General features: G+C 56.2%; 25 protein-coding genes and 1 other RNA gene. 20 read left to right on the forward strand and 6 right to left on the reverse strand.

Going from position 1 to position 21,660, the window contains the following annotated elements; translation table 11 throughout:
- Positions 1-124 precede the first annotated feature (124 nt).
- From R3F64_RS00670 to hisD, 6 genes are all read left to right on the forward strand, one after another.
- Positions 125-721: an MlaC/ttg2D family ABC transporter substrate-binding protein gene (locus R3F64_RS00670; protein ID WP_422823556.1), complete on the forward strand. Its 597-nt coding sequence runs from the start codon at positions 125-127 to the stop codon at positions 719-721.
- Positions 718-1,056 carry an STAS domain-containing protein gene (locus R3F64_RS00675; RefSeq protein WP_085917990.1) on the forward strand — a complete coding sequence of 113 codons (339 nt, stop codon included), beginning with the start codon at positions 718-720 and terminating at the stop codon, positions 1,054-1,056. The genes R3F64_RS00670 and R3F64_RS00675 overlap by 4 nt, the downstream gene beginning before the upstream one ends.
- A 98-nt stretch (positions 1,057-1,154) precedes the next feature.
- Positions 1,155-1,406: a BolA family protein gene (locus R3F64_RS00680; RefSeq protein WP_085917991.1), complete on the forward strand. Its 252-nt coding sequence runs from the start codon at positions 1,155-1,157 to the stop codon at positions 1,404-1,406.
- A 10-nt stretch (positions 1,407-1,416) separates the two neighbouring features.
- Positions 1,417-2,679 carry a UDP-N-acetylglucosamine 1-carboxyvinyltransferase gene (murA, locus tag R3F64_RS00685; RefSeq protein ID WP_332609168.1) on the forward strand — a complete coding sequence of 421 codons (1,263 nt, stop codon included), beginning with the start codon at positions 1,417-1,419 and terminating at the stop codon, positions 2,677-2,679.
- A gap of 28 nt (positions 2,680-2,707) precedes the next feature.
- Positions 2,708-3,364 carry an ATP phosphoribosyltransferase gene (gene hisG, locus R3F64_RS00690; RefSeq protein ID WP_085917993.1) on the forward strand — a complete coding sequence of 219 codons (657 nt, stop codon included), beginning with the start codon at positions 2,708-2,710 and terminating at the stop codon, positions 3,362-3,364.
- 11 nt (positions 3,365-3,375) lie between these two features.
- Complete coding sequence (gene hisD, locus R3F64_RS00695) at positions 3,376-4,695, forward strand: histidinol dehydrogenase (protein ID WP_332609170.1); 1,320 nt, start codon at positions 3,376-3,378, stop codon at positions 4,693-4,695.
- Between the two features lie 28 nt (positions 4,696-4,723).
- Here the strand turns inward: hisD and R3F64_RS00700 are convergent, their stop codons facing one another.
- Positions 4,724-5,998 (reverse strand): S1C family serine protease, encoded by a 1,275-nt coding sequence (locus R3F64_RS00700; protein WP_199283469.1) that lies wholly within the window; start codon positions 5,996-5,998, stop codon positions 4,724-4,726.
- 139 nt (positions 5,999-6,137) lie between these two features.
- Here R3F64_RS00700 and R3F64_RS00705 point away from each other — a divergent pair, with 139 nt between their 5' ends.
- The gene (locus R3F64_RS00705; protein WP_085917996.1) at positions 6,138-6,899 is read left to right on the forward strand and encodes a Nif3-like dinuclear metal center hexameric protein; all 762 of its coding nucleotides are present in this window, start codon (positions 6,138-6,140) and stop codon (positions 6,897-6,899) included.
- Between the two features lie 51 nt (positions 6,900-6,950).
- On the opposite strand, the gene R3F64_RS00710 is transcribed toward R3F64_RS00705, so the two are convergent.
- Entirely contained in the window at positions 6,951-7,403 is a 453-nt protein-coding gene (locus R3F64_RS00710) for a YhcB family protein (protein WP_176243638.1), read from the reverse strand.
- A gap of 192 nt (positions 7,404-7,595) precedes the next feature.
- Between R3F64_RS00710 and zapE the strand changes: the two genes are divergently transcribed.
- From zapE to R3F64_RS00750, 8 genes are all read left to right on the forward strand, one after another.
- Positions 7,596-8,774 (forward strand): cell division protein ZapE, encoded by a 1,179-nt coding sequence (gene zapE, locus R3F64_RS00715; protein WP_085917998.1) that lies wholly within the window; start codon positions 7,596-7,598, stop codon positions 8,772-8,774.
- Between the two features lie 251 nt (positions 8,775-9,025).
- On the forward strand, positions 9,026-9,454 hold the full coding sequence (rplM, locus tag R3F64_RS00720) for a 50S ribosomal protein L13 (RefSeq protein ID WP_085917999.1): 429 nt from the start codon (positions 9,026-9,028) through the stop codon (positions 9,452-9,454).
- 13 nt (positions 9,455-9,467) lie between these two features.
- Positions 9,468-9,857, forward strand: a complete 390-nt coding sequence (gene rpsI, locus R3F64_RS00725; RefSeq protein WP_066321105.1) for a 30S ribosomal protein S9 — start codon at positions 9,468-9,470, stop codon at positions 9,855-9,857.
- A 205-nt stretch (positions 9,858-10,062) separates the two neighbouring features.
- Positions 10,063-10,662: a ubiquinol-cytochrome c reductase iron-sulfur subunit gene (gene petA / locus R3F64_RS00730; protein WP_085918000.1), complete on the forward strand. Its 600-nt coding sequence runs from the start codon at positions 10,063-10,065 to the stop codon at positions 10,660-10,662.
- Entirely contained in the window at positions 10,662-11,921 is a 1,260-nt protein-coding gene (locus R3F64_RS00735) for a cytochrome b (RefSeq protein WP_085918001.1), read from the forward strand. The genes petA and R3F64_RS00735 overlap by 1 nt, the downstream gene beginning before the upstream one ends.
- Positions 11,921-12,670 (forward strand): cytochrome c1, encoded by a 750-nt coding sequence (locus R3F64_RS00740; RefSeq protein WP_199283466.1) that lies wholly within the window; start codon positions 11,921-11,923, stop codon positions 12,668-12,670. Before R3F64_RS00735 ends, R3F64_RS00740 begins: the two co-directional genes overlap by 1 nt.
- A gap of 146 nt (positions 12,671-12,816) precedes the next feature.
- Complete coding sequence (gene sspA / locus R3F64_RS00745) at positions 12,817-13,443, forward strand: stringent starvation protein SspA (protein WP_085918003.1); 627 nt, start codon at positions 12,817-12,819, stop codon at positions 13,441-13,443.
- A gap of 53 nt (positions 13,444-13,496) precedes the next feature.
- Positions 13,497-14,003, forward strand: coding sequence for a ClpXP protease specificity-enhancing factor (locus R3F64_RS00750; RefSeq protein ID WP_332609178.1), 507 nt, complete (start codon positions 13,497-13,499; stop codon positions 14,001-14,003).
- An 88-nt stretch (positions 14,004-14,091) separates the two neighbouring features.
- Here the strand turns inward: R3F64_RS00750 and R3F64_RS00755 are convergent, their stop codons facing one another.
- The 4 genes from R3F64_RS00755 to R3F64_RS00770 are packed head-to-tail and all read right to left on the reverse strand — an operon-like array spanning position 14,092 to position 17,210.
- Positions 14,092-14,676, reverse strand: coding sequence for a BON domain-containing protein (locus R3F64_RS00755; RefSeq protein ID WP_233337223.1), 585 nt, complete (start codon positions 14,674-14,676; stop codon positions 14,092-14,094).
- A 34-nt stretch (positions 14,677-14,710) separates the two neighbouring features.
- A complete protein-coding gene (locus R3F64_RS00760) occupies positions 14,711-15,298 on the reverse strand; it encodes a phosphoheptose isomerase (protein ID WP_066321086.1) in 588 nt (195 codons plus the stop codon).
- A 21-nt stretch (positions 15,299-15,319) separates the two neighbouring features.
- Positions 15,320-15,691, reverse strand: coding sequence for a YraN family protein (locus R3F64_RS00765; protein ID WP_085918005.1), 372 nt, complete (start codon positions 15,689-15,691; stop codon positions 15,320-15,322).
- Positions 15,681-17,210 carry a penicillin-binding protein activator gene (locus tag R3F64_RS00770; protein ID WP_332609183.1) on the reverse strand — a complete coding sequence of 510 codons (1,530 nt, stop codon included), beginning with the start codon at positions 17,208-17,210 and terminating at the stop codon, positions 15,681-15,683. Before R3F64_RS00770 ends, R3F64_RS00765 begins: the two co-directional genes overlap by 11 nt.
- Positions 17,211-17,320: 110 nt before the next feature.
- Here R3F64_RS00770 and rsmI point away from each other — a divergent pair, with 110 nt between their 5' ends.
- The 5 genes from rsmI to R3F64_RS00795 all read left to right on the forward strand — a co-directional run bounded on the left by rsmI (position 17,321) and on the right by R3F64_RS00795 (position 21,653).
- The gene (gene rsmI / locus R3F64_RS00775) at positions 17,321-18,178 is read left to right on the forward strand and encodes a 16S rRNA (cytidine(1402)-2'-O)-methyltransferase (RefSeq protein WP_264823285.1); all 858 of its coding nucleotides are present in this window, start codon (positions 17,321-17,323) and stop codon (positions 18,176-18,178) included.
- Positions 18,179-18,210: 32 nt separating this feature from the next.
- Positions 18,211-18,569: RNase P RNA component class A (rnpB, locus tag R3F64_RS00780), an RNA gene on the forward strand.
- Between the two features lie 80 nt (positions 18,570-18,649).
- Positions 18,650-19,600, forward strand: a complete 951-nt coding sequence (rsmH, locus tag R3F64_RS00785; protein ID WP_332609185.1) for a 16S rRNA (cytosine(1402)-N(4))-methyltransferase RsmH — start codon at positions 18,650-18,652, stop codon at positions 19,598-19,600.
- A 14-nt stretch (positions 19,601-19,614) separates the two neighbouring features.
- A complete protein-coding gene (gene ftsL, locus R3F64_RS00790) occupies positions 19,615-19,950 on the forward strand; it encodes a cell division protein FtsL (RefSeq protein ID WP_085918009.1) in 336 nt (111 codons plus the stop codon).
- Positions 19,947-21,653 carry a peptidoglycan D,D-transpeptidase FtsI family protein gene (locus tag R3F64_RS00795; RefSeq protein WP_199283461.1) on the forward strand — a complete coding sequence of 569 codons (1,707 nt, stop codon included), beginning with the start codon at positions 19,947-19,949 and terminating at the stop codon, positions 21,651-21,653. The genes ftsL and R3F64_RS00795 overlap by 4 nt, the downstream gene beginning before the upstream one ends.
- Positions 21,654-21,660 lie beyond the last annotated feature (7 nt).

Here is a 21,660-nt window from a genome sequence, read left to right on the forward strand (position 1 = left end):
ACTTGCTCGTGTTGAAACAGGTGACGGAGACATTGTTCGCCGTCAATAGGAGGATAAAAGGATGTCTGTAAAGAAAGGGTCGTTCGTCTCGGTGTTCACCTTTGCTGTCGCGCTTTTCGCGGCGATGGTGCCGCTCTCGGCAAGCGCTCAACCCGAGCCACCCGAAGAGATGATTCGCAGCAATATCAACGAATTCATGGCCCAGCTTGAAGGCCGTGAGGCGTACTACGAAGAAAATATCGATGAGCTGAAACAGCAAGTCGATGAGAGTCTTGAAGAAGTGGCGGACTTTCGCTACATCGGTGCCAGCGTGATGGGAAGTTATTTCCGTAATGCCTCGCCAGAGCAGCGCAGTCGTTTTGTCGACGTGTTTCGTCAAACGCTTATCGATACGTACACACGCGGATTGGTGACCTTTGACTACGATGACATTCGCGTTCTGGATGACCAGCGTCCTCAGCGTGAAGAAGACCGTGCCAGCGTGGCCATGGAAGTCGTCGCCACTAATGGTGATGTCTATCCGGTCAACTATAGTCTGCGGTTATCCGACGGCGAGTGGCGCGTCGTCAACGTCATTGTGAACGGCATCAATCTGGGGCTGACCTTCCGTAACCAGTTTGATCAGGCAATGCGTGACAATAACCGGGATTACGATGCGGTAATTGATAGCTGGGCGCCGGACGTGGGTGTCGACGAGCTCGAAGCAGGGGGCGATGCGTGACGGTGATTTTTACCGACCGCGATGTATCGCTGCACCAGCAGGCCGATGGCTTGAGTGTGCAGGGTGACGTGGATATTGCCTCTGCGGCAGCACTTGCTGCAGAGGGCGCGCGCTGGTTAGCCAGTCAAAAGCCCGAAACGGTCGCGTTTGATTTCAGTAAGGTGGCAACGCCGCGCAACGTCGCCTTGAGCGTCTTGCTCCAATGGTTGCGCACATGCCATGAGTATCGTATCAGGGTAACGTCTATTGCCCTGTCAGCGCCGCTCCAGCGGCTTGCCGAACTTGCCGAGCTGGACGCATTGATCCGGGCGCCCGGCGAGCAGTCTGTTGGCTGATTCGTGGGCGTCGCCAAAGCGCCAGCTTTTCTTTATGATGTCCTCCTCTTGATATCCATCTACCCACTTACAAACGTCCTTTAAGGAGTCTCTGTCCTATGCAACCCCAAGAGGTGAAAGCCCTGCTCGAATCGCGTGTCGACGGATGTCAGTTCCATATTCAGGGCGAAGGCTGTAATTTTCAGGTGATTGCAGTGGGTGATGCCTTTGAAGGATTATCGCCCGTGAAGCGCCAGCAATTGGTGTATTCAGCCTTGAGTGATGAGATTGCCTCGGGTGCCTTGCATGCCATCAGCATCAAGACCTACACCCCGTCACAGTGGCAAACCGCTGCTGAAAACGTGCAGTAACGGTTATCTCATGGATAAACTCATAATTACCGGCAATGGCTCGGTTGACGGCGAAGTTTGGGTCAGCGGCGCCAAAAACGCGGCATTGCCCATCCTTTGCGCTAGTCTTTTATCCAAGGGGCCTGTGGTGATCGGTAATTTGCCGCACCTGCAGGACATTACCACCACGTTGGAACTGCTTGGCCGTATGGGCGTCGAGCCGGTGATGGGGGATAACCTCACCATCCAACTGGACGGCTCCCAGGTCACTCACTGCCACGCGCCTTACGAGCTGGTAAAGAAAATGCGCGCCTCCATTCTGGTGCTGGGGCCTCTGCTGGCACATTTTGGCCAAGCTGATGTGTCCTTGCCCGGTGGTTGTGCGATCGGTTCCCGCCCGGTGGACTTGCATATTCGTGGTCTCGAAGCCATGGGCGCCGAGATTCGCGTCGAAGCAGGGTATATTCGTGCGCAAGTGGATGGTCGCCTGAAAGGGGCGACGATTTATTTTGATACCGTGACGGTTACCGGCACCGAGAACCTGTTGATGGCCGCCACACTGGCGGATGGCGTCACCGTGCTTGAAAACGCCGCTCGTGAGCCTGAAGTGGTCGACCTGGCTGAGTGTCTGATCAAAATGGGCGCTCGGATCAGTGGACACGGCAGCGATACCATCACGATTGAAGGCGTGGCGTCGCTTGGGGGCTGCGTTCACGATGTCATGCCGGACCGTATCGAAACCGGTACCTTTCTTGTTGCGGCGGCCATGACCGGCGGTCGCGTGAAGGTAAAACGCACCCGGGCGGATATCCTTGAAGCCGTGCTCGCCAAGCTGGAAGAGGCGGGTGCCGAGATTTCTACCGGCGACGACTGGATTGCCCTGGACATGCACGGCAAGCGTCCCCGTGCCGTGAATATCCGCACGGCGCCGTACCCGGCCTTTCCTACCGACATGCAAGCCCAGTTCGTGGCCATGAACGCCGTGGCAGAAGGGGCATCAAGAGTTGTTGAAACGATTTTTGAAAACCGTTTCATGCACGTGCAGGAACTGAACCGCATGGGTGCGAATATCGTTCTGGAGGGCAATGCCGCCTTGATTAGCGGTGTTGACAAGCTCTCGGGTGCGCCGGTGATGGCGACGGATCTGCGCGCGTCCGCCTCGTTGGTGATTGCCGCCATGATGGCGGAGGGCGAAACCCTGGTCGATCGCATTTATCATATTGACCGTGGCTACGAATGTATCGAGGAAAAACTGCAGCTGCTGGGTGCGCGTATCCGCCGTATCCCAGGCTGAGCCCGGCTCCCAACCATTGGCAACCAAAATGAGTAAGCAACTGATCTTAGCCCTCTCAAAGGGCCGTATTCTAGAAGAGACGCTACCGCTGCTGGCCGATGCAGGCATCACGCCTACAGAGGATTTAAATAAAAGTCGTAAGCTGCTGTTCGATACCAACCTGCCCGATGTCAAATTCGTCGTGATCAGGGCAACGGACGTGCCGACCTACGTTCAGCTTGGGGCAGCCGATCTGGGGGTGGCCGGTAAGGATGTCCTTTTAGAGCACGGCGCCGAAGGGCTTTATGAGCCGCTTGATCTCGATATTGCACGCTGCAAGCTGATGACCGCTGGCGTTACCGGTGAGCCGCCGAAGCTGGCACGCCGTCGGGTGGCAACAAAGTTCGTCAATATCGCTCGGCGCTACTATGCCGAGCAAGGTATCCAGGCCGAGGTGATCAAGCTTTATGGTGCCATGGAGCTGGCGCCGTTGATGAACCTGGCCGATGAAATTGTCGATATCGTCGACACCGGTAATACCCTGCGCGCCAATGGTATGGAACCGCGTGAGCTGATTGCGCCGATCAGCACGCGCCTGGTGGCCAACAAGGCGGCCATGACCATGAAGCACGCGCGTATCAAGCCATTGCTGGCTCGACTGGAACGCGCCATTGCCGATCGCAAGACGATATCGTCCGCCGACTAAGTGAGGTTGCTATGAACGAGAACGCTACAGTGACGATAGCACGGCTCAACACTGCCGATGAGGCGTTTGCCGGACAACTGGACGCGTTGCTGGATTGGGAGGGCGTGTCAGACAGTGCTGTTCAGGCGCGCGTGAATGACATTCTCGCCAACGTGAAGCGTCATGGTGATGCGGCAGTCATCGAAGCCACCAATCGCTTTGATCGCGTCTCGGTTACCCAAATGGATGAGCTTCGTCTGACAGCTGAGCAATTGCGTCAGGCCTTTGAGTCGCTGCCCGCTGAGCAGCGTGATGCCTTGGCGAGGGCTGCCGAGCGAATTCGGCGTTATCACGAGCATCAGAAACCGACCTCCTGGCAATACGAAGAACCTGACGGAACGGTGCTTGGCCAGCAAGTGACGGCCATCGACCGCGCGGGGATTTACGTACCTGGCGGCAAGGCGGCCTATCCCTCATCAGTTCTGATGAATGCGATTCCCGCTCATGTGGCGGGAGTGCAAGAGATCATCATGGTGGTTCCCACCCCCGATGGTGTACTCAACGATCTTGTGCTGGCGGCAGCGCACGTGGCCGGTGTGGACCAGGTGTTTACCATTGGCGGAGCCCAGGCCATTGCCGCCCTGGCCTACGGAACAGAAAGCGTCCCCAGGGTGGATAAGATCGTCGGGCCGGGCAATATCTATGTGGCCACGGCCAAGCGGGCCGTATTCGGTCAGGTGGGTATCGACATGATTGCTGGTCCCTCTGAAATCATGGTGGTGTCGGATGGACTGACCGACCCTGATTGGCTGGCGATGGACTTGTTTTCCCAGGCGGAGCACGATGAAGATGCTCAAGCCATCCTGGTGAGTTGGAACGCTCAGCATCTGGCGGATTTAGAAGCCGCTATAGAACGTCTGCTTCCGACCCTGGAGCGGGCCGATATCGTCCGTGAGTCATTGCGTCGACGCGGCGCGCTGGTTCACTGCCGCGATGCGGAGGAGGCCGTCACGCTGATCAACCGGGTTGCCCCCGAGCACCTTGAGCTTTCAGTGGAAACGCCAGATGCGTGGCTCGCGGGTATTCGTCATGCGGGCGCGATCTTCATGGGGCGTTACACGGCAGAGGCGCTGGGTGATTATTGTGCGGGGCCGAATCATGTGCTGCCCACCTCGGGTACCGCGCGCTTCTCATCACCGCTGGGCGTCTACGATTTTCAAAAGCGCTCGTCGCTGATTCACTGCTCGGCCGAGGGGGCGTCAGCGCTGGGTGAGGTCGCCTCAGTATTGGCACGCGGTGAATCGTTGACCGCTCACGCGCGATCCGCTGAATATCGAATCAAACCGTCTTGATGGGGTGAAAAGGCGGCCACTCAGTCCGTCAGGGCTGGGTTGGTTCGCCTTCATCATTGTCACTTCGGCGGGTTCCGTCGGGTTGTGGAAGTGTCGAAGGAATGGGGCGCTCACCAACATTCAGCGTCATCTCCATGCGTTCACCGTCGCGGACAATCGTCAGCGGTAGCTCGGTGCCTGGCTTGATCGAGGCAATATCGCTCATGGTGGCGCGCGCATCGAGAATAGGTTGGCCATCGACTGATAGCAGGACATCGCCAGGCAATAATCCCGCCTTCTCTGCGGGCCCTCCATCCACAACGCCAGCGACAATCACCCCTTGAGGCGTGCGTAGGCCGAAAGAGGCGGCAAGCTCTCTGGATAGTGCCTGCGCCTCAATCCCCAGCCAGCCACGGATGACTCGCCCCTGGGTAACCAGCTCGTCCAGAATGCTATGGGCAAGGTTGGCTGGAATGGCAAACCCGATACCCTGAGACCCCCCCGAGCGCGAAAAGATGGCCGTATTGATGCCCACCAGCGCGCCTTCCGGGTTGACCAGCGCCCCACCCGAGTTCCCCGGGTTAATGGCTGCGTCGGTCTGAATGAAATCTTCATAGGCGTTCAGGCCCAGATGGGTACGCCCGGTGGCGCTGATAATCCCCATTGTCACCGTCTGTCCAACGCCAAAGGGGTTGCCGATGGCCAGGGCGACATCGCCAACGGCAACATCCGTTGAATTGCTCAGCTCAATAACGGGCAGGTTTTCCAGGTCGATTTTAAGCACGGCGAGGTCACTTTCAGGGTCAGTGCCAATCACTTCAGCGAGTACTTCGCGGCCATCGCGCAGCGCTACCTGGATTTCGTCGGCACCGTTGATGACATGGTGATTGGTGAGCACATAGCCTTCGTCACTGACGATAACGCCTGACCCTAGGCTCGACAGCATACGTTGATGGGTAGTGGCGTCATCGCCGTTGAAAAACTGCTGAAAGAACGGGTCTGACATCAGCGGGTGTTCGTCGCGTTCGACGATGCGAGATGAGTAGACGTTGACCACGGCAGGCGCCGCCTGGTTGACTGCAGCGGCGTAGCTGGCAGGGCCCTGGTTGCGGTTCAGGGGTGCCGCTCGCCGGACTTCAGGTGCCGGTCGGTCTGGGTCGGTCTCTTGATCTGCCGTGGTGACCAGAGAGGGCGTGTCTGCGGTTTGGGGGGCTGAAGGCTGAAAGGGCAGCGGGAAGCGCTCAGGAAACGCAAACATGATGACCGCTGCCAGCAAAAAGCCTGTGATGATGGGCCATATATAAGGCAGCACAAAGCGTTTCATTGAGGTTTCCTTTGGCGATCGTCGAGGGGTAGATAATAGCGCTGACGAGTCGTCAGTTTTACACTAGACGTTATCTTATAAATGATAACATTTTATTGGCTTGTATCTCATGGATGCCAGCAGATACTTAGGAGCAACGGTGATTCAACGCGATATATTAGTAGCAGCCTGTGACCATCAGCTTCGCGCTTCGCAGTTTAAAGACTTTACAATTAACGGCCTTCAGGTGGCAGGTCGTGATCGAGTAGCCCGTGTCATGACCGGCGTGACGGCCTGCCAGTCCTTGCTTGACGAAGCAGTGAGCTGGCAGGCTGATATGTTGATTGTTCACCATGGCTATTTTTGGAAGAACGAGCCGGTCGCCATTACGGGCATGAAGCAAAGACGAATCAAAACCTTGCTCGATCATGAGATAAACCTGCTGGCCTATCATCTACCCCTTGATGCCCACAGCGAGATGGGCAACAACGCTGAGCTGGCCAGGCAGCTTGGCTGGAAAGTTGAAGGTTGCCTGGATGGGGAGCTGGGTGAAGGTTTGCTTTGGTCTGGGCGCGTTGCCAAGCCACTGAGTGCGACCGCGCTTGCCGGGCAAATAAGCCAGACCTTGCAGCGAGAACCACTGCTCATTGAAGCGCCGGGTGTAGGTGACATAGAGCGCATCGCCTGGTGCACGGGTGGGGCGCAGGATATGATCAGTGCCGCTTTTGAAGGCGGTGCGCAGGCATTTGTTTCCGGAGAAATTTCAGAGCGAACGACGCATCTTGCCAGAGAAATGGGGATCCATTATCTGGCGGCAGGCCATCATGCCACTGAACGTTATGGTGTTCAGGCATTAGGGGAATGGTTGGCTGATGAATATGGTGTTGAGCACCGATTTGTCGATATTGATAATCCAGCTTGATGACGTTGACCCTCGGCAATGCTGCCGGGGGTCAACTCACACTGGAAGCGCTCAGTAACGTGGCGGTGTTGCCGTGTCGTCGCGAGCCTCTTTATCCTTGAGGCCGAAATGTTCGGATAACGTGCCGTTCTGGCCATCGGCGTAGTCGCGAGGCGTCGCGGGTGCACTCAGCGTATCACTGGGCTCGTTTACAGGGCGAAGGTCAGTCAACTCGGCAGGGCGATGTGTTAGCTGGTCTAGTTGCCACTGGCCCGCGTCGTCTTGCAGCTTTTTTTCCAGCTCGTCGGTTTCCTGGCGGATCGTTGCCAGCGATTCATGCACACTGGACAGTTGATGGCTGACGCCATTCTTGAGTGACGCCACCTGATGTTCACGTTCCAATAGTGTTTGGCGAAGTGAAGCAAGTTGACGCTGGCTTTTGCTGAGTAACCGGTAGCATCCTGCGCCGATTATCAAGCCGATCACAAGGCCTATTGCTGCATAGGTTAATGGCTCGCTTTCCACATTTATCTCCCTTGATGCCTGTCGCTGCTGGTTATACAGCGCATGAAACAGTCGATTGCTATTATAGGCGCCTTGATGATGGTTGGGTCAATGCTCATGCGTTGGTGAGCCTAACCACGTATACTTGTTGCCTTTATTTATGTTGTGTTGGTTTTCAGTAATCCTAGGCGGAAATAACAGGAGAGTTAAACGATGAGGGCAACGTCGGACGGTGGTGGGCCAGCGCCGAATACGGCGACGCCGATGGGGCGTTATCGTGCAGACCTTAAGCGAGAGGGGTTTGAGTACGACCCGGCCCAGGAAGCGGCAGTGGCGCATTTGCAGCGTTTATACGATGCATTGCTGTCAACCCCGACGACGGTGCCGAAAACGGTCCTTGCCAATAAAGGGCTTAAGGCCAAGGTGGCGGGGTTGATAGGTAAAAAAACGTCCGCTCAAGAGCCGGTGACGCCGAGCGTTCAGGGACTTTATTTCTGGGGAGGTGTGGGTCGCGGCAAAACGTACCTGGTGGATACTTTCTACGAATCGCTGCCGTTTGCCGATAAAATGCGCACCCATTTCCATCGCTTCATGCAGCGTGTGCATAACGAGCTCACCCATTACAAAGGGGAAAAGAACCCGCTGACATTGGTGGCGAGCAAATTTGCGAGTGAGGCGAGGGTGATTTGCTTTGACGAGTTCTTCGTCAAGGATATCACCGACGCCATGATCCTGGCGAACCTGCTTGAAGCCCTCTTTGAAAGAGGTGTCGTCCTTGTGGCAACGTCGAATATCGTGCCTGACGACCTGTATAAAGACGGTCTTCAACGCGCCCGGTTCCTGCCTGCTATCGATTTGCTCAATCGCCATTGTCAGGTAGTGAATGTTGACTCGGGTGTTGATTACCGACTGCGCGCTCTGGAGCGCGCAGAAATCTTTCACTCGCCGCTCGACGACGCCGCCGAAAAAGAGCTGGCACGCAGTTTTCGCGAAATTGCGGGGCACGCTGGGGAGGAAGACGCTCCGCTTGAAATTAATCAGCGTGTGCTGACGACTCGCCGGCTGCACGATGACATCGCCTGGTTTGAGTTTGCGGCGCTTTGCGATGGACCGCGTAGCCAAAATGACTATATCGAGCTGGCACGCGAGTTTCACACGATTATCGTTTCTAATGTCCCTGCTATGCGCGGCGCAGATGACGATCTGGCAAGGCGCTTTATCAACATGGTGGATGAGTTCTATGACCGGGGCGTCAAGGTCTTGATGTCGGCAGAGGTGCCGGTGGAGTCGCTCTACCAAGGTGGAAAGCTGACGTTTGAATACCAGCGAACGCTCTCTCGGCTGCAGGAGATGCAGTCCCATGAATATTTGGCGCTGCCGCACAAGCCCTAGCGGCATAAAGTATAGCCATATAAAACTCGGTCGTAGAAACTTGGCTGTATGAACCATGACCACATAAAAAGATAAATCCAGAAAAGTCTCGGTGAATACCTATAAAGGCTTAACTTGACGGATGGCTTGCTGTAGAATGCCGCCTCGCTACACGTTGTGGGTCAAGATCCCGCAACCAAAAAAAATAGGGATGGTGCAACGCCGCATTGCGGTGTGTCGTACCCAACACATTTTAACTGGTGATTTCATCCATGAAGACGTTCAGTGCTAAGCCGCAGTCCGTCCAGCGCGATTGGTACGTTGTCGACGCAACGGACAAGACGCTCGGCCGTCTGGCTACCGAAATTGCTCGCCGCTTGCGCGGTAAGCACAAGCCCGAATTTACCCCTCACGTTGATACCGGCGATTACATCGTGGTGATCAACGCTGAAAAAGTCCAAGTGACCGGCAACAAGGCGAAGGACAAGACCTATTACCGCCATACTGGTTACCCGGGCGGTCTACGCTCCATGACGTTCGATAAAATGATCGACCATGCGCCCGAGCGTATTATTGAGTCTGCCGTGAAAGGCATGCTGCCCAAAGGCCCGCTTGGCCGTGCCATGTACACCAAGTTGAAAGTGTACGCTGGTGCCGAGCATCCGCATGCTGCCCAACAGCCGCTTGAACTGAACATCTGAGGAAATCTCCGCCATGACACAGCAGTATTACGGTACCGGGCGCCGCAAGACTTCCACCGCCCGCGTCTTTATGAAGCCGGGTTCCGGCAAAATTACCGTCAACAACCGTGAACTCGACAATTACTTCGGTCGTGTAACTGGTCGTATGGTTGTGCGTCAGCCGCTAGAACTGACCGAAACCCTCAACCAGTTCGACGTTTACGTCACGGTTGAAGGCGGTGGTGGTTCAGCACAAGCCGGTGCCATTCGCCACGGTATTACCCGTGCGCTGATGAATTATAACGAAGACCTGCGTCCTGCACTGCGCGCCGCGGGTTATGTGACGCGCGATGCACGTCAGGTAGAGCGTAAGAAAGTCGGCCTGCGTAAAGCACGTCGTCGTCCGCAGTTCTCCAAGCGTTAATCGGACGCTCAAATACTGTGGAAAAAGCCCAGGCCATTGGCCTGGGCTTTTTTTTGCTATAACAATCATCCGTCAAGGTGTACGTTGATTAAGCGTGCCTGGCGAACTGCACGCTGGTTAAACTACTTTATACATAGACATTAAATAACAACAGTCATTCTTGCGGAACGTTAAGCGTTGCGTGAGGAAAAAGTGGGGGCCGGATATGGCAAATAACGGCGTTAACAAGGGGCGGCGGCGTTTCCTTGTAGGCGCGACGACGGTTGTCGGCGCAGTAGGAGCGGTTGGGGTTGCAATCCCGTTCGTGTCAGCTTGGCAGCCGAGTGCAAGAGCCCGTGCGGCAGGGGCGCCTGTTAAGGCCGATGTTTCGAAACTGGCTCCCGGGCAGCGTATGACGGTCGAATGGAGAGGGCGACCCGTCTGGATTATCAACCGAACGCCCGAAATGATCGAGCGCACGGAATCCTTTGCCACTGACCGCCTCGCTGACCCTGAATCTCAAGCGTCTCTGCAACCTTCCTATATTGCCGGTCAAATGCGCTCCATACGCCCGGAAATCGGTGTCCTGATTGGTATCTGCACGCATCTGGGTTGTTCGCCCGTCTATCGTCCCGAGCCTGATGCAGCGGGCGTTGGCGTCGAGGATTGGCCTGGTGGCTTCTTTTGTCCCTGTCATGGCTCACGGTTTGATTTGGCGGGACGAGTGTTCAGCAATGTACCGGCGCCGACCAATCTGGAAGTGCCCCCCTATCGTTTCGAAGGCGATAACATCATTGTTGTCGGTGAAGATGAGGAGACGGCCTGATGGGTAATTCGAATAAAACCAAAGCGCCCCGAGGCCTGATGCGCTGGATTGACGCCCGCTTTCCGGCAACGCAGTTCTTTCAGGACCATCTATCGCACTATTACGCGCCGAAAAATTTTAACTTTTGGTATTTTTTCGGTTCACTCGCGCTATTGGTTCTCGTCAATCAGATTCTGACCGGGATCTGGCTTACCATGAGCTTCAACCCCAGTGCGGAAGGCGCCTTTGACTCCATTGAATATATTATGCGCGATGTGGAGTGGGGCTGGCTTATCCGTTATATGCATACCACGGGGGCATCAGCCTTCTTTGTGGTGATCTATCTGCATATGTTTCGGGGATTGCTATATGGCTCCTACAAAGCCCCCCGAGAGCTGGTGTGGATTTTCGGCATGGCCATTTATTTGACCCTGATGGCCGAGGCCTTCATGGGGTATCTGCTGCCTTGGGGGCAAATGTCGTATTGGGGTGCGCAGGTCATTATTTCACTGTTCTCTGCCATTCCCTTTATTGGTCCGGATCTGGCGCAGTGGGTGCGTGGCGACTACCTGATTTCAGGCATCACGCTGAATCGCTTTTTTGCCTTGCATGTGGTCGCGTTGCCGATTGTGATTCTCGCGTTGGTGGTGCTGCACATTGTGGCACTCCACGAAGTGGGTTCAAACAACCCGGACGGCATTGATATCAAGCAGAAGAAAGATGAAGCCGGTAATCCGCGGGATGGTATCCCTTTTCATCCTTATTACACGGTTAAGGATCTGGTTGGCGTTGCCGTTTTTCTGTTTGTGTTCTGCATTGTGGTTTTCTATTTCCCGGAAGGGGGTGGGTATTTCATTGAAACACCCAACTTTGAACCGGCGAATCCGTTACAAACCCCCGACCACATCGCGCCCGTGTGGTATTTCACGCCCTTTTACGCGATTTTGCGTGCCATTACCTTCTCGATTTTCGGTTTGGAGGCTAAGTTTTTAGGGGTGATGTGCATGGGGGCGGCCATTGCCGTGATGTTTGTGCTGCCGTGGCTGGATCGTAGCCCTGTGCGTTCGATCCGCTATAAAGGCTGGATATCCAAGCTGATGTTAGCGTTGTTTGCGGCAAGCTTTGTGACGCTGGGTGTTCTAGGTGTAATGCCTTCAACAGGGGGGCGAACACTATTGGCCCAAGTCTGTACGGCGATCTATTTCGCTTATTTCTTGTTGATGCCGATCTATACGCGGTTGGAAAGAACAAAACCCGTTCCGGAAAGGGTGACAGGCTAATGAAAAAACAACTGATCGCGCTCATTGCTGTTCTGGTGCCTATGACCACAATGGCTGCCGGTGGCGCAGGTGTCCCGCACTCCATGGAGCCGGATCTGCAGAATCAGGCGTCGTTGCAAAATGGCATGAAGCTCTACGTTAACTATTGTATGGGGTGCCACTCGCTTGAGTATCAGCGATTTTCGCGCGCCGCTGAGGATTTGGATATTCCACGGGACATTATTGAGGACAATGTCATCTTTTCCTCCGAAATGGCGTTCAACGATCAAATGGAAACGTCAATGAGCGAGGAAGACGGTGAGACCTGGTTTGGTGCGCCGCCCCCTGACCTGACACTGTCAGCTAGGCTGCACGGCACTGATTGGTTGTATTCCTATCTACTCAGTTTCTATCAGGATCCGAGCCGTCCTACCGGGGTTAATAATGCGGTATTCGAGTTGGTCGCGATGCCCAATGTGCTGGAGCCGCTTCAGGGTGTACAGGAAAAGGTATGTCCTGAAGCAGATGCATCAGAAGGTACCTCCGGCAGCGAAACTGGCTGTAATACGTTGGAAATTACTCGTCAGGGCGAGCTCTCGCCAGAGGAGTTTGAAGAGGCGGTTTATGACCTCACAAACTTTCTTGCCTATGTGGGAGAGCCCTCGAAGCTTCAGGCGCAGGCGTTAGCGCCGAAGGTGCTCATCTTTTTGTTTATCTTTGCCGTCATTGCCTATCTCCTCAAGCGCGAATATTGGCGCGATATTCATTGAGGCGCTGATTCAGGGCAATCCCGGGCGCACGGTCAAGTCGTGCGCCTTTTTCGTGTTAGCCTTTAACGTAATGCATGGCGTTGCCTTCCCCAAGGGTGGGGTGGACGTGTTATTATTCAAGATTGATTCGTTGCGAGGATGGTTTCATGGGAGTTGTGGCCAAACGGTCGTCGATGATTTTTTATTCAGGTAATGATGATCATTTCAGTCATCGTGTCCGCATTGTGTTGGCTGAGAAGGGGGTGGCTGTCGACGTCGTCGATGTCTCCGACGAGAATGTCCCTGACGAGCTCGCCGACCTGAACCCCTACAATAGCGTTCCTACGCTGCTTGATCGTGATCTGGTGCTTTACGAGTCGAAGGTCATGATGGAATACCTGGATGAGCGTTTTCCGCATCCACCACTCTTGCCTGTCTACCCCGTGGCACGTGCGCAGAGCCGCCTTTGGATGCATCGCATCGAACGCGAGTGGTGCCCGATGGTCGAACAGATCACCAGCGGTGGGAAAAAAGAAGCCGAAAAAGCACGAAAAGAGCTGCGCGAGAGCCTGATCGGCATTTCACCTATTTTTGAAGACATGCCGTATTTCATGAGTGACGAATTCACTCTGGTGGACTGCTGTCTGGCGCCGATATTATGGCGTTTGCCGGCACTGAATATTGAGTTGCCGGAAAAACAGGTAAAGCCGCTTTTAAACTATATGTCGCGGGTGTTCGAGCGAGACGCATTTAAAGCCGCATTGAATGAGCGTGAAAAAGAGATGCGTGCCTGAACCCACTCAGGCCTCGCCTGGCGGGGCCTTCTCTCTGGGAGGAGCGAGACGAGATGAAATCGAGCCGTCCTTATATTGCCCGAGCGCTTTACGAGTGGTTGTTGGACAACGAACTCACGCCGCACCTGGTGGTGGATGCCACTCAGCCTGGTGTTGAAGTGCCGCGTCAATTTGTGCAAAACGGCCAAATCGTACTCAATGTTGCGCCTACAGCGGTTCGCGACCTGTTTATGGAAAACCAGGCCATTGGTTTTAATGCGCGCTTCGGTGGGCAGCCCATGCAGGTGATGATTCCAACGCCGGCACTCATCGCGATTTATGCCCGGGAAAACGGCGCTGGTATGGTGTTCGGTCACGAGCCGGAATTAACTCCGCTCGAGGGCGAGGAAGAGGCGGCAGACGAAGCCACTCCGCCAAGCAAGCCAACATTGGCGGCGACCGAATCAACCGGTGAGGCGGATTCTTCCTCTGAGGAAATGCCAACGAAAACGTCGGAATCAGACAGTGAATCAAAGGATAAGCCCGGCAAGAAAAAACCATCGCTCCGGGTGGTGAAGTAATGCGATAGACTTCCTTCGAAGTCTTCCTAAATGAAAAAGCCTCGCTGTTCACAACAGCGAGGCTTTTTCATTTGTTTTTCGCGTCGGGTCAGTCGATATACTCGAAGACTTTTACAATCCGCTGGACGCCGGCCACGTTGGAAGCCGTATTGACGATGCGGTCCGCTTCTTCACGCGTCACCATTCCCATGATGTAAACGCTGGCGTTTTCCGTCGTGACCTTGAGCTTTGAAGAGTCAATGCGGTCATTGGTCGCCAACTGAGCGATAACATTGCTGGTTAGCCAGGTGTCGGTCAAGCGTTGGGTGCTGGGTAGGCGGGCCGACACCGTGAGCTCGTTGTGTACGTCATTGACACCACGTAAGTCAGCGGTGACGTTTCCGGCCATCTCGCGCAATTCTTCGCTGGGCACTTGGCCTACCAGCAGCACGACGCCATTGAAGCTATGGGGACGAATGCGAGCGTCACCCAGCCGTCCGTCAGCTCGGTCCAGCGCACGCCCGACTTCTCGTTCAATTGTTTCGTCAATGGCAACGACATCTTCGCCACGTTGACCGTAATTTGAAGCATCGACAGCGGTATTGGTCGCGCAACCTGCGAGCAGAATACTGGCACCCAGGGTGGCGGCCATTAACAAACGAGAAAAACGTGAGGCTGAGAGGTTTGGAGTCATTGATAGGTTCCTTTTCATTTTCGGCAGGGCGGGGTTAGCCGCCGAATAGTTGCTCATCGATTAAGTCGCAAAGGCAGTGGATGACCAACAAGTGCACTTCCTGGATGCGTGCCGTGGAGGTCGCCGGCACACGAATTTCGCAGTCATCCTGACCCAGTAGCGATGCCATGTCACCGCCATCCCGGCCGGTTAACGCCACGACTGTCATGTCACGGTCGTGAGCGGCTTGTATAGCCTGCACAATATTAGCCGAATTGCCACTTGTCGAAATGGCCAGGAGTATGTCGCCCGGTTGACCTAACGCCCTGATCTGCTTAGAAAATACTTCATTATACGTATAGTCGTTGGCGATCGAGGTTAGCGTGGAGGTATCCGTGGTTAACGCCAGTGCCGGTAAGCTCGGCCGCTCGCGCTCAAAGCGGTTGAGCAACTCTGACGAGAAATGTTGGCTATCTCCCGCGCTGCCGCCGTTTCCGCAGGCAAGAATTTTGCCTTCGCTTACCAAGCATTGCACCATCATCTGACTGGCGACCTCAATAAAAGGCGGCAGCACTTCGCTGGCGTAGGTTTTGGTATCAATGCTGGCGTTGAAGTGGTCCAGTATGCGTGGTTGAAAGTCCATTAGGGCTTCCTGGTTGTCGATTCAAAAGGCATCAAAAGCGGCTTTTACCCACTCGACTTCCATCTGAGGGGGCATGCCGGTCATGGCGATAACATCAAAACGACACGCTGACGGGTGTCGCCTGGAGGCCAAATAAAGGCGTGCGGCCCGGATAAGCCGCTGCTGTTTCTGAGCCGTTACGGACTCGAGAGGATGCCCGTAGCGGCTCGATTTGCGATGTTTGACCTCTACAAAAACCAGAATATCCGCATCTTCCATGATCAGGTCAAGCTCACCGCCTTTAACATGGTGATTACTGGCGATTAAGCGCAGTCCCTGCTGCTGCAGCCATTGCGCGGCAAGCTGCTCAATGGCTTGCCCGCGCGCTCGTGCCGTCTTCGAGCTAGTCGTCATCGCTTGCGTCGTTGTCTTCTTCATTGCTCATCAAGCCCGGGATTAAAATCGGCACAGGTGTCCCGTTCTGGAACTTGGCCCAGGGCAGCTCGCGATAGATCCTGCCGTCACCGGTGAGAAACAGCTTGCCTGTGCTGCCATCAAAGCCTTCCAGTGCAGAAAAATCAGACAGGCTTGTGGCAATTTCATAGGCATCGACACCCATGGCCATTAATCGGAACACCGAGGCATCGGGCTCTTCCCGGAGGCGCTGGTAGCTGTCGTAGAAAGGCAGTACTTCTTCACCACCCACGGCGGCATCAGGAATTTGCCAGGGGATGTCCATGAACATGACGTCATTGAGGTCCTGGTCAAGGCGCGTCTGACCCCGTCCTTCGTGAAGGTGGGAAGTGGCATAGATGGGAAGATCGGGCGCGTAGTAGTAATCCATGGTGGGCGGCACCTGGCGAGCATAGTCAGGTAGCGCGAGTAGGAAGAGGGCATCAATATCATTCAACTGGGCGCGCTCACCGCGAACGTTCAAGGCTGTCTTTACCGCATCAGAAACCGGATTGTCAGGGTTGTAGCGCACTGCGTTGCTGATATCGCCTCCCTGGCGATGCCACTCGTTCCAGAAAGCTTCGCCGACGCGCTGCCCCCAGTTGTTATCGGGTACCATAAGTGCCATTTGGCGGTGGCCATCCTGCCAAGCGCGGCGTGCGGCCTGACGCGCTTCATCTTCAGCCGAGAGGCCGTATTGGAAAAGCCGCTTGGCTTGATTGCGATCGCCACTCCCGTAGTTGAGGGCCAATGTCGGCACGGGAACACTGTCGCGCTGTTCAAGCTGAGTGACCAGTTCCTTGTCCAGCGGCCCAATCATCACCTGGGTGTTCATCTGCTGGGCGCGATCATAAAGCTCGTTGAGCGAGTACTGCGAAGCATCCAGGAAGCTCAGTTGTACATTGTCGCCGGTGATGTCGTGATGGCGGCGCATGGCGGAGGCAATGGTCTCGGCGACGCTGCTGAGCGCGCCGGATTCGGGGAGTGCCACGACGATACGGTTGATCGTTTCGCCTTCGAGTTCAGGCAGTGCAAAGCGTTCCGGATCGGGTTTGTCGAGCGCTTCGCGTGCCCAGCGCTGGCGGTCTTCAAGCGTGCGCTGCTGGTCGGCCTGCATCGGCAACTCGTCATCAAGCACCTGGGTGGCGCGCAAGACGCTGTCAGGTTCATTGAGTGCGCGGGCTAACTCGGAAAAAAGGAGTGCCCAGCGAACCCGGTTTGCTTCGGACAGCGCTTGTTCGTCAATGTTGTCAGCCGCCTCAAAGGCATTTTCGCGTTGGCCCTGGCGGGCAAAAATATTGGCCGCCTCTAGGCGCGTTCTGGCTGCTTCTTCCGGGGCCTGTTCTTCCGCCTGGCTAAGCAGGCGACCAGGGTCCTCGTCGGGTACTCGATCAACGACGCCGGGGGGCTGTGTCGCACAGCCCGCAACGAAAAGCGCCATGAGCGTAGCGGCAAGAAAGCCACGTAATGACTGTTTCATGTATCCTTCCTTAGTTTCCATTTGCGCCGTCGCTGCTTGTCAACGATTTGGCGACTATTGCACAAGCATAGCGTACCGAGGGGCAAGCCATTGACGAATTGGGAGTCACGATGACACATACACCGCCGGGTACATTGTACGTGGTCGCCACGCCGATTGGGAATTTGGATGATCTTTCTGCCCGCGCCGTGCGACTGCTGGGTGAGGTGGCCCGCGTTGCCGCTGAGGATACTCGTCACAGCGCCCGCTTGCTGTCGCATCTGGGCTTGAATAAGCCGATGGTATCGTTGCACGAGCACAATGAAGCGCGACGGGTCGATAGCCTGGATCGCTACCTTGAAGCGGGGGAGGATATTGCCTTGATCAGCGACGCCGGGACACCGCTGATCAGCGACCCGGGGTTCGTATTGGTGCGTGAACTGCGCGCGCGTAATCGTCATATTGTGCCGATACCTGGCCCCTGCGCACTGATTACCGCGTTGTCTGCAGCCGGCTTGCCTACCGATCGCTTTGTATTTGGCGGGTTTCTGCCTGCTAAGCCCGGCGCGAGACGACAAGCGCTGGAGGCTTGGAAGGTGCGCGAGGAGACGCTGGTATTTTACGAATCCCCGCATCGTATCGTTCATACCCTGGAGGCCTTGCATGAACAGCTGGAAGGCCGCGAGGTCGTCCTGGCTCGCGAGCTGACCAAAACCTTCGAGACATTTCTGCACGGTACGCCGTCGTCGTTGCTGGCGCAGTTGTCCAGCGATCCGAATCAGGCGCGCGGCGAGTTTGTCGTGATCGTCGCAGGTTCGCCGCCGGTAGCGCAAAGTGAGCAGCAGGCGATTGACGCCGACACCCTGCTTGAGACGTTGCTAGCAGAAGGCGTTGGTGTCAAACAGGCGGCAAGTGTTGCTGCCCGCCTGTTCGGCGGTCGTAAGCAAACCTGGTATGCCCGCTTGCAAGGCATGAAAGGCGAGCATTGAGGCGAACGTTGGGCACTGGTATGCTTGCCGCCGGAGTTGGCCAGACAGTCGCCGCTAATGCCCCTCAAAAGGTGTTGGGGGAGGAAAGTCCGGGCTCCATAGGGCAGAGTGCCAGGTAACGCCTGGGCGGCGTGAGCCGATGGAAAGTGCAGCAGAGAGTAGACCGCCTAAGCCCTTCGGGGCCGGTAAGGGTGAAAGGGTGCGGTAAGAGCGCACCGCGCGCCTGGCAACAGTGCGTGGCAAGGTAAACCCCACTCGGAGCAAGACCAAATAGGGACCCAATGGCGTGGCCCGCGCTGGGTCCGGGTAGGTTGCTTGAGCGCTGTGGTAACGCAGTGCCTAGAGGAATGACTGTCCACGACAGAACCCGGCTTATCGGCTGACTCCCCATTCATCGGGGCATGCCCAGGCATGCCCCTCATTCTCCTGTGAGTGTACTGTCTGTGACCTGGACTACCTGTGAGCTTTACCATGCCGCCATCTGATCAGGCTAGCGCTCCATTCGAGCATACCAGTGTGCTACTGGACGGCGCTGTCGATGTCCTCGTTCATCAACCTGATGGCATATACCTTGATGGCACCTTTGGCCGTGGCGGCCATTCCCGGGTCATTTTATCGCGCTTGAATGAGGTAGGTCGCTTGATTGCCCTCGACCGGGATCCTCAAGCCGTGTCGGCGGCGGCAGATATCGCCGATTCACGATTTGCCATGGTACAGCGCGACTTTGCCCGGCTGGGCGATGTTGCCCGCGAGCAGGGTGTGCACGGCAAGCTTGCCGGGGTCTTGCTCGATGTTGGCGTGTCATCGCCACAGCTTGATGACCCTGAGCGGGGTTTCAGCTTTATGCGCAATGGCCCTCTGGATATGCGTATGGATCCCGGTCAAGGGGAAAGCGCCGCAGAATTTCTTGCTCACGCCAGTGAAGCCACTATCGCGCACGTATTCAAAGCCTATGGCGAAGAACGCTTTGGAAAACGGCTTGCGCGGGCGGTCGTCAATAGGCGGGCCGAGGCGCCATTTACGCATACGGTGGACTTGGCCGACGTACTGAAAGCTGCCCATCCGGCATGGGAAAAAGGCCGTCATCCGGCCACCAAGGCATTTCAGGGCCTGCGGATTTATTTAAACGGCGAGTTGGAACAGTTGGATGCCGCGCTTGAGGCTGCCCTCGAGGCCTTGGCGCCGGGGGGGCATTTGGTGGTCATCAGCTTCCATTCGCTCGAGGATCGCCGGGTCAAGCGTTTTATTCGCCATCATGTGCGAGGCGATACACATCTACCCAAGGGCGTGCCGATTCGAGATGACCAGTTGAGCCGTCGTCTCGAGGCGTTGGGTAAAGGAAGACGGCCGAGCGATGCCGAAGTGGCCGAGAACCCGCGTGCCCGAAGTGCGGTCATGCGTGCTGCGCGCAAACGAGAGTGATCACGGATGTCAGTATGAGTTTGGAGCAACTTGATCGGTGGTGGTCTTCTTTGCAGGCCGGATGGCCGTTTTCTTTACGTCTGCGGCCCTGGCCGGTGGCTCTTAGCCTGCTTTTTTTAGCCTGCCTGGCAACGGCTTTTTGCGTCGTCGTGACCACCCATGCGACCCGGGGGCAGTACGCTCAGCTACAGCAACTAGAGCAAGAGCGGAACCAGTTGAACACTGAATGGGGTCAGCTACTGCTGGAGGAAGGCGCGTGGTCAACGCCTGCGCGCATAGAGCAGATTGCCACACAGCGTCTGGGGATGCGTATTCCCGATGTTGATGACGTTGAGGTAATTCGGCCATGAGCACTCAGCGCCGGGGCGTCAGTTCACGCCAAGCGCCTGTCGCTCCTCCGCTGCCGGGTGGGCGGTTTTTCTTTGTCATGCTGCTTATTGTCCTGGCGTCCGCGATCCTGATAGGGCGGATTACCTTGCTGCAGGTGATCGACCGACCTTTTCTGCAAAGCCAGGGGGATGCGCGTACGCTGCGTAATGAGGTCATCCCTGCCCACCGGGGGATGATTACTGATCGCAATGGCGAGCCGCTGGCGATCTCCACGCCAGTAGTTACGCTTTGGGCGAACCCCCAGGAACTACCCGACGATGCGATTCAGCGTATCGTCCTGGCCCAGGCACTGGGTATGTCGCTGGAGTCGTTTGAGGCTCGAGTGGCGCGCTATAGCGAGCATGAGTTCATGTACCTGCGTCGCCAAATGACGCCTGAAGCCGCTCAACGTATCCTCGATTTGCGCACACCAGGGGTCTACCCCCAGCGGGAATACAAGCGTTACTACCCCGCAGGTGAAGTGGCGGCACAGCTGCTTGGCGTGACCAACGTTGATGATGTCGGACAGGAAGGGCTTGAGCTTGCCTACCAGCCTCACCTGGCCGGTCGTCCGGGGCAGCGACGCATTATCAAGGATCGTCGTGGCCGACTGGTCAGGGAGCTGGATGTTATCCGTGAAGCTCAGCCGGGTGGCGATTTGACCCTCTCAATTGATCAGCGATTGCAGTACATGGCCTACCGGGAACTCCGGTCAGCGGTCGTTGAAAACAAGGCGGATGGTGGTGTTCTGGTCATGATGGATGCCCGCAGTGGTGAAGTGCTGGCCATGGCCAATCTACCCTCCTATAACCCGAATAATCGGGCAGGGCTAGACCCCCGCGGGCTGCGCAACCAGGCGTTGGTCGATGTTTTCGAGCCCGGCTCGGTAATGAAACCGCTGGCGATGTCGGCGGTGTTGGAAAACGAGGGCTTTGATCGCGATACCATTGTGGACACGTCACCGGGCTGGATGCGGATCGACGAGTACACGATCCGCGATTTTCGGAATTACGGTGAGCTGGATCTAGCGGGCATTCTCGAAAAGTCCTCCAATATTGGCATGTCGCATCTTGCCCTTGAGCTTGATGACACGGAGATCTGGGAAAAGTATCGGCAGCTTGGCCTTGGCCAAAGTACGGAAACGGGATTCCCCGGTGAAGCCACCGGCCACTTGCCCTCACCGATACGCCTGTCGCGCAGCGAGCGGGCCGCTCTGTCCTATGGCTACGGCCTGTCGGTTTCAGCCGTTCAGTTGGCGAGTGCTTATACAGCGCTTGCCAATGACGGCAAACGTTTGCCGCCCTCGCTGCTGCGTCTTTCTGAGTCACCTCAAGGCATCCCTGCCATAGAGCCCCGGGTTGCTAATGACTTGCTGGATATTCTGGAAAGCTCGGTCGCCGCTTATACGGGTGGCCGACGAGCTCGGGTTGAAGGTTATCGTGTAGGTGGTAAGACCGGGACGGTTCGTAAATCCGGCCAGGGGGGATATGCAAAAGACGCTTACCGTAGTGTGTTTGCCGGGATTGCCCCGATCTCGGATCCGCGCATCGTGACGGTGGTCATGATCGACCATCCCAAGGCAGGCGAATTCTATGGGGGTGCCGTGGCAGCGCCGGTATTCTCAAGTGTGACAGGTAATGCGCTAAGGTTATTGGACGTGCCTCCTGATAGAGAGGCGGACTAGTGGGAAG

The sequence above is a fragment of the Halomonas sp. 5021 genome (genome assembly GCF_036663435.1).
Classification (GTDB): Bacteria; Pseudomonadota; Gammaproteobacteria; order Pseudomonadales; family Halomonadaceae; genus Vreelandella; species Vreelandella janggokensis.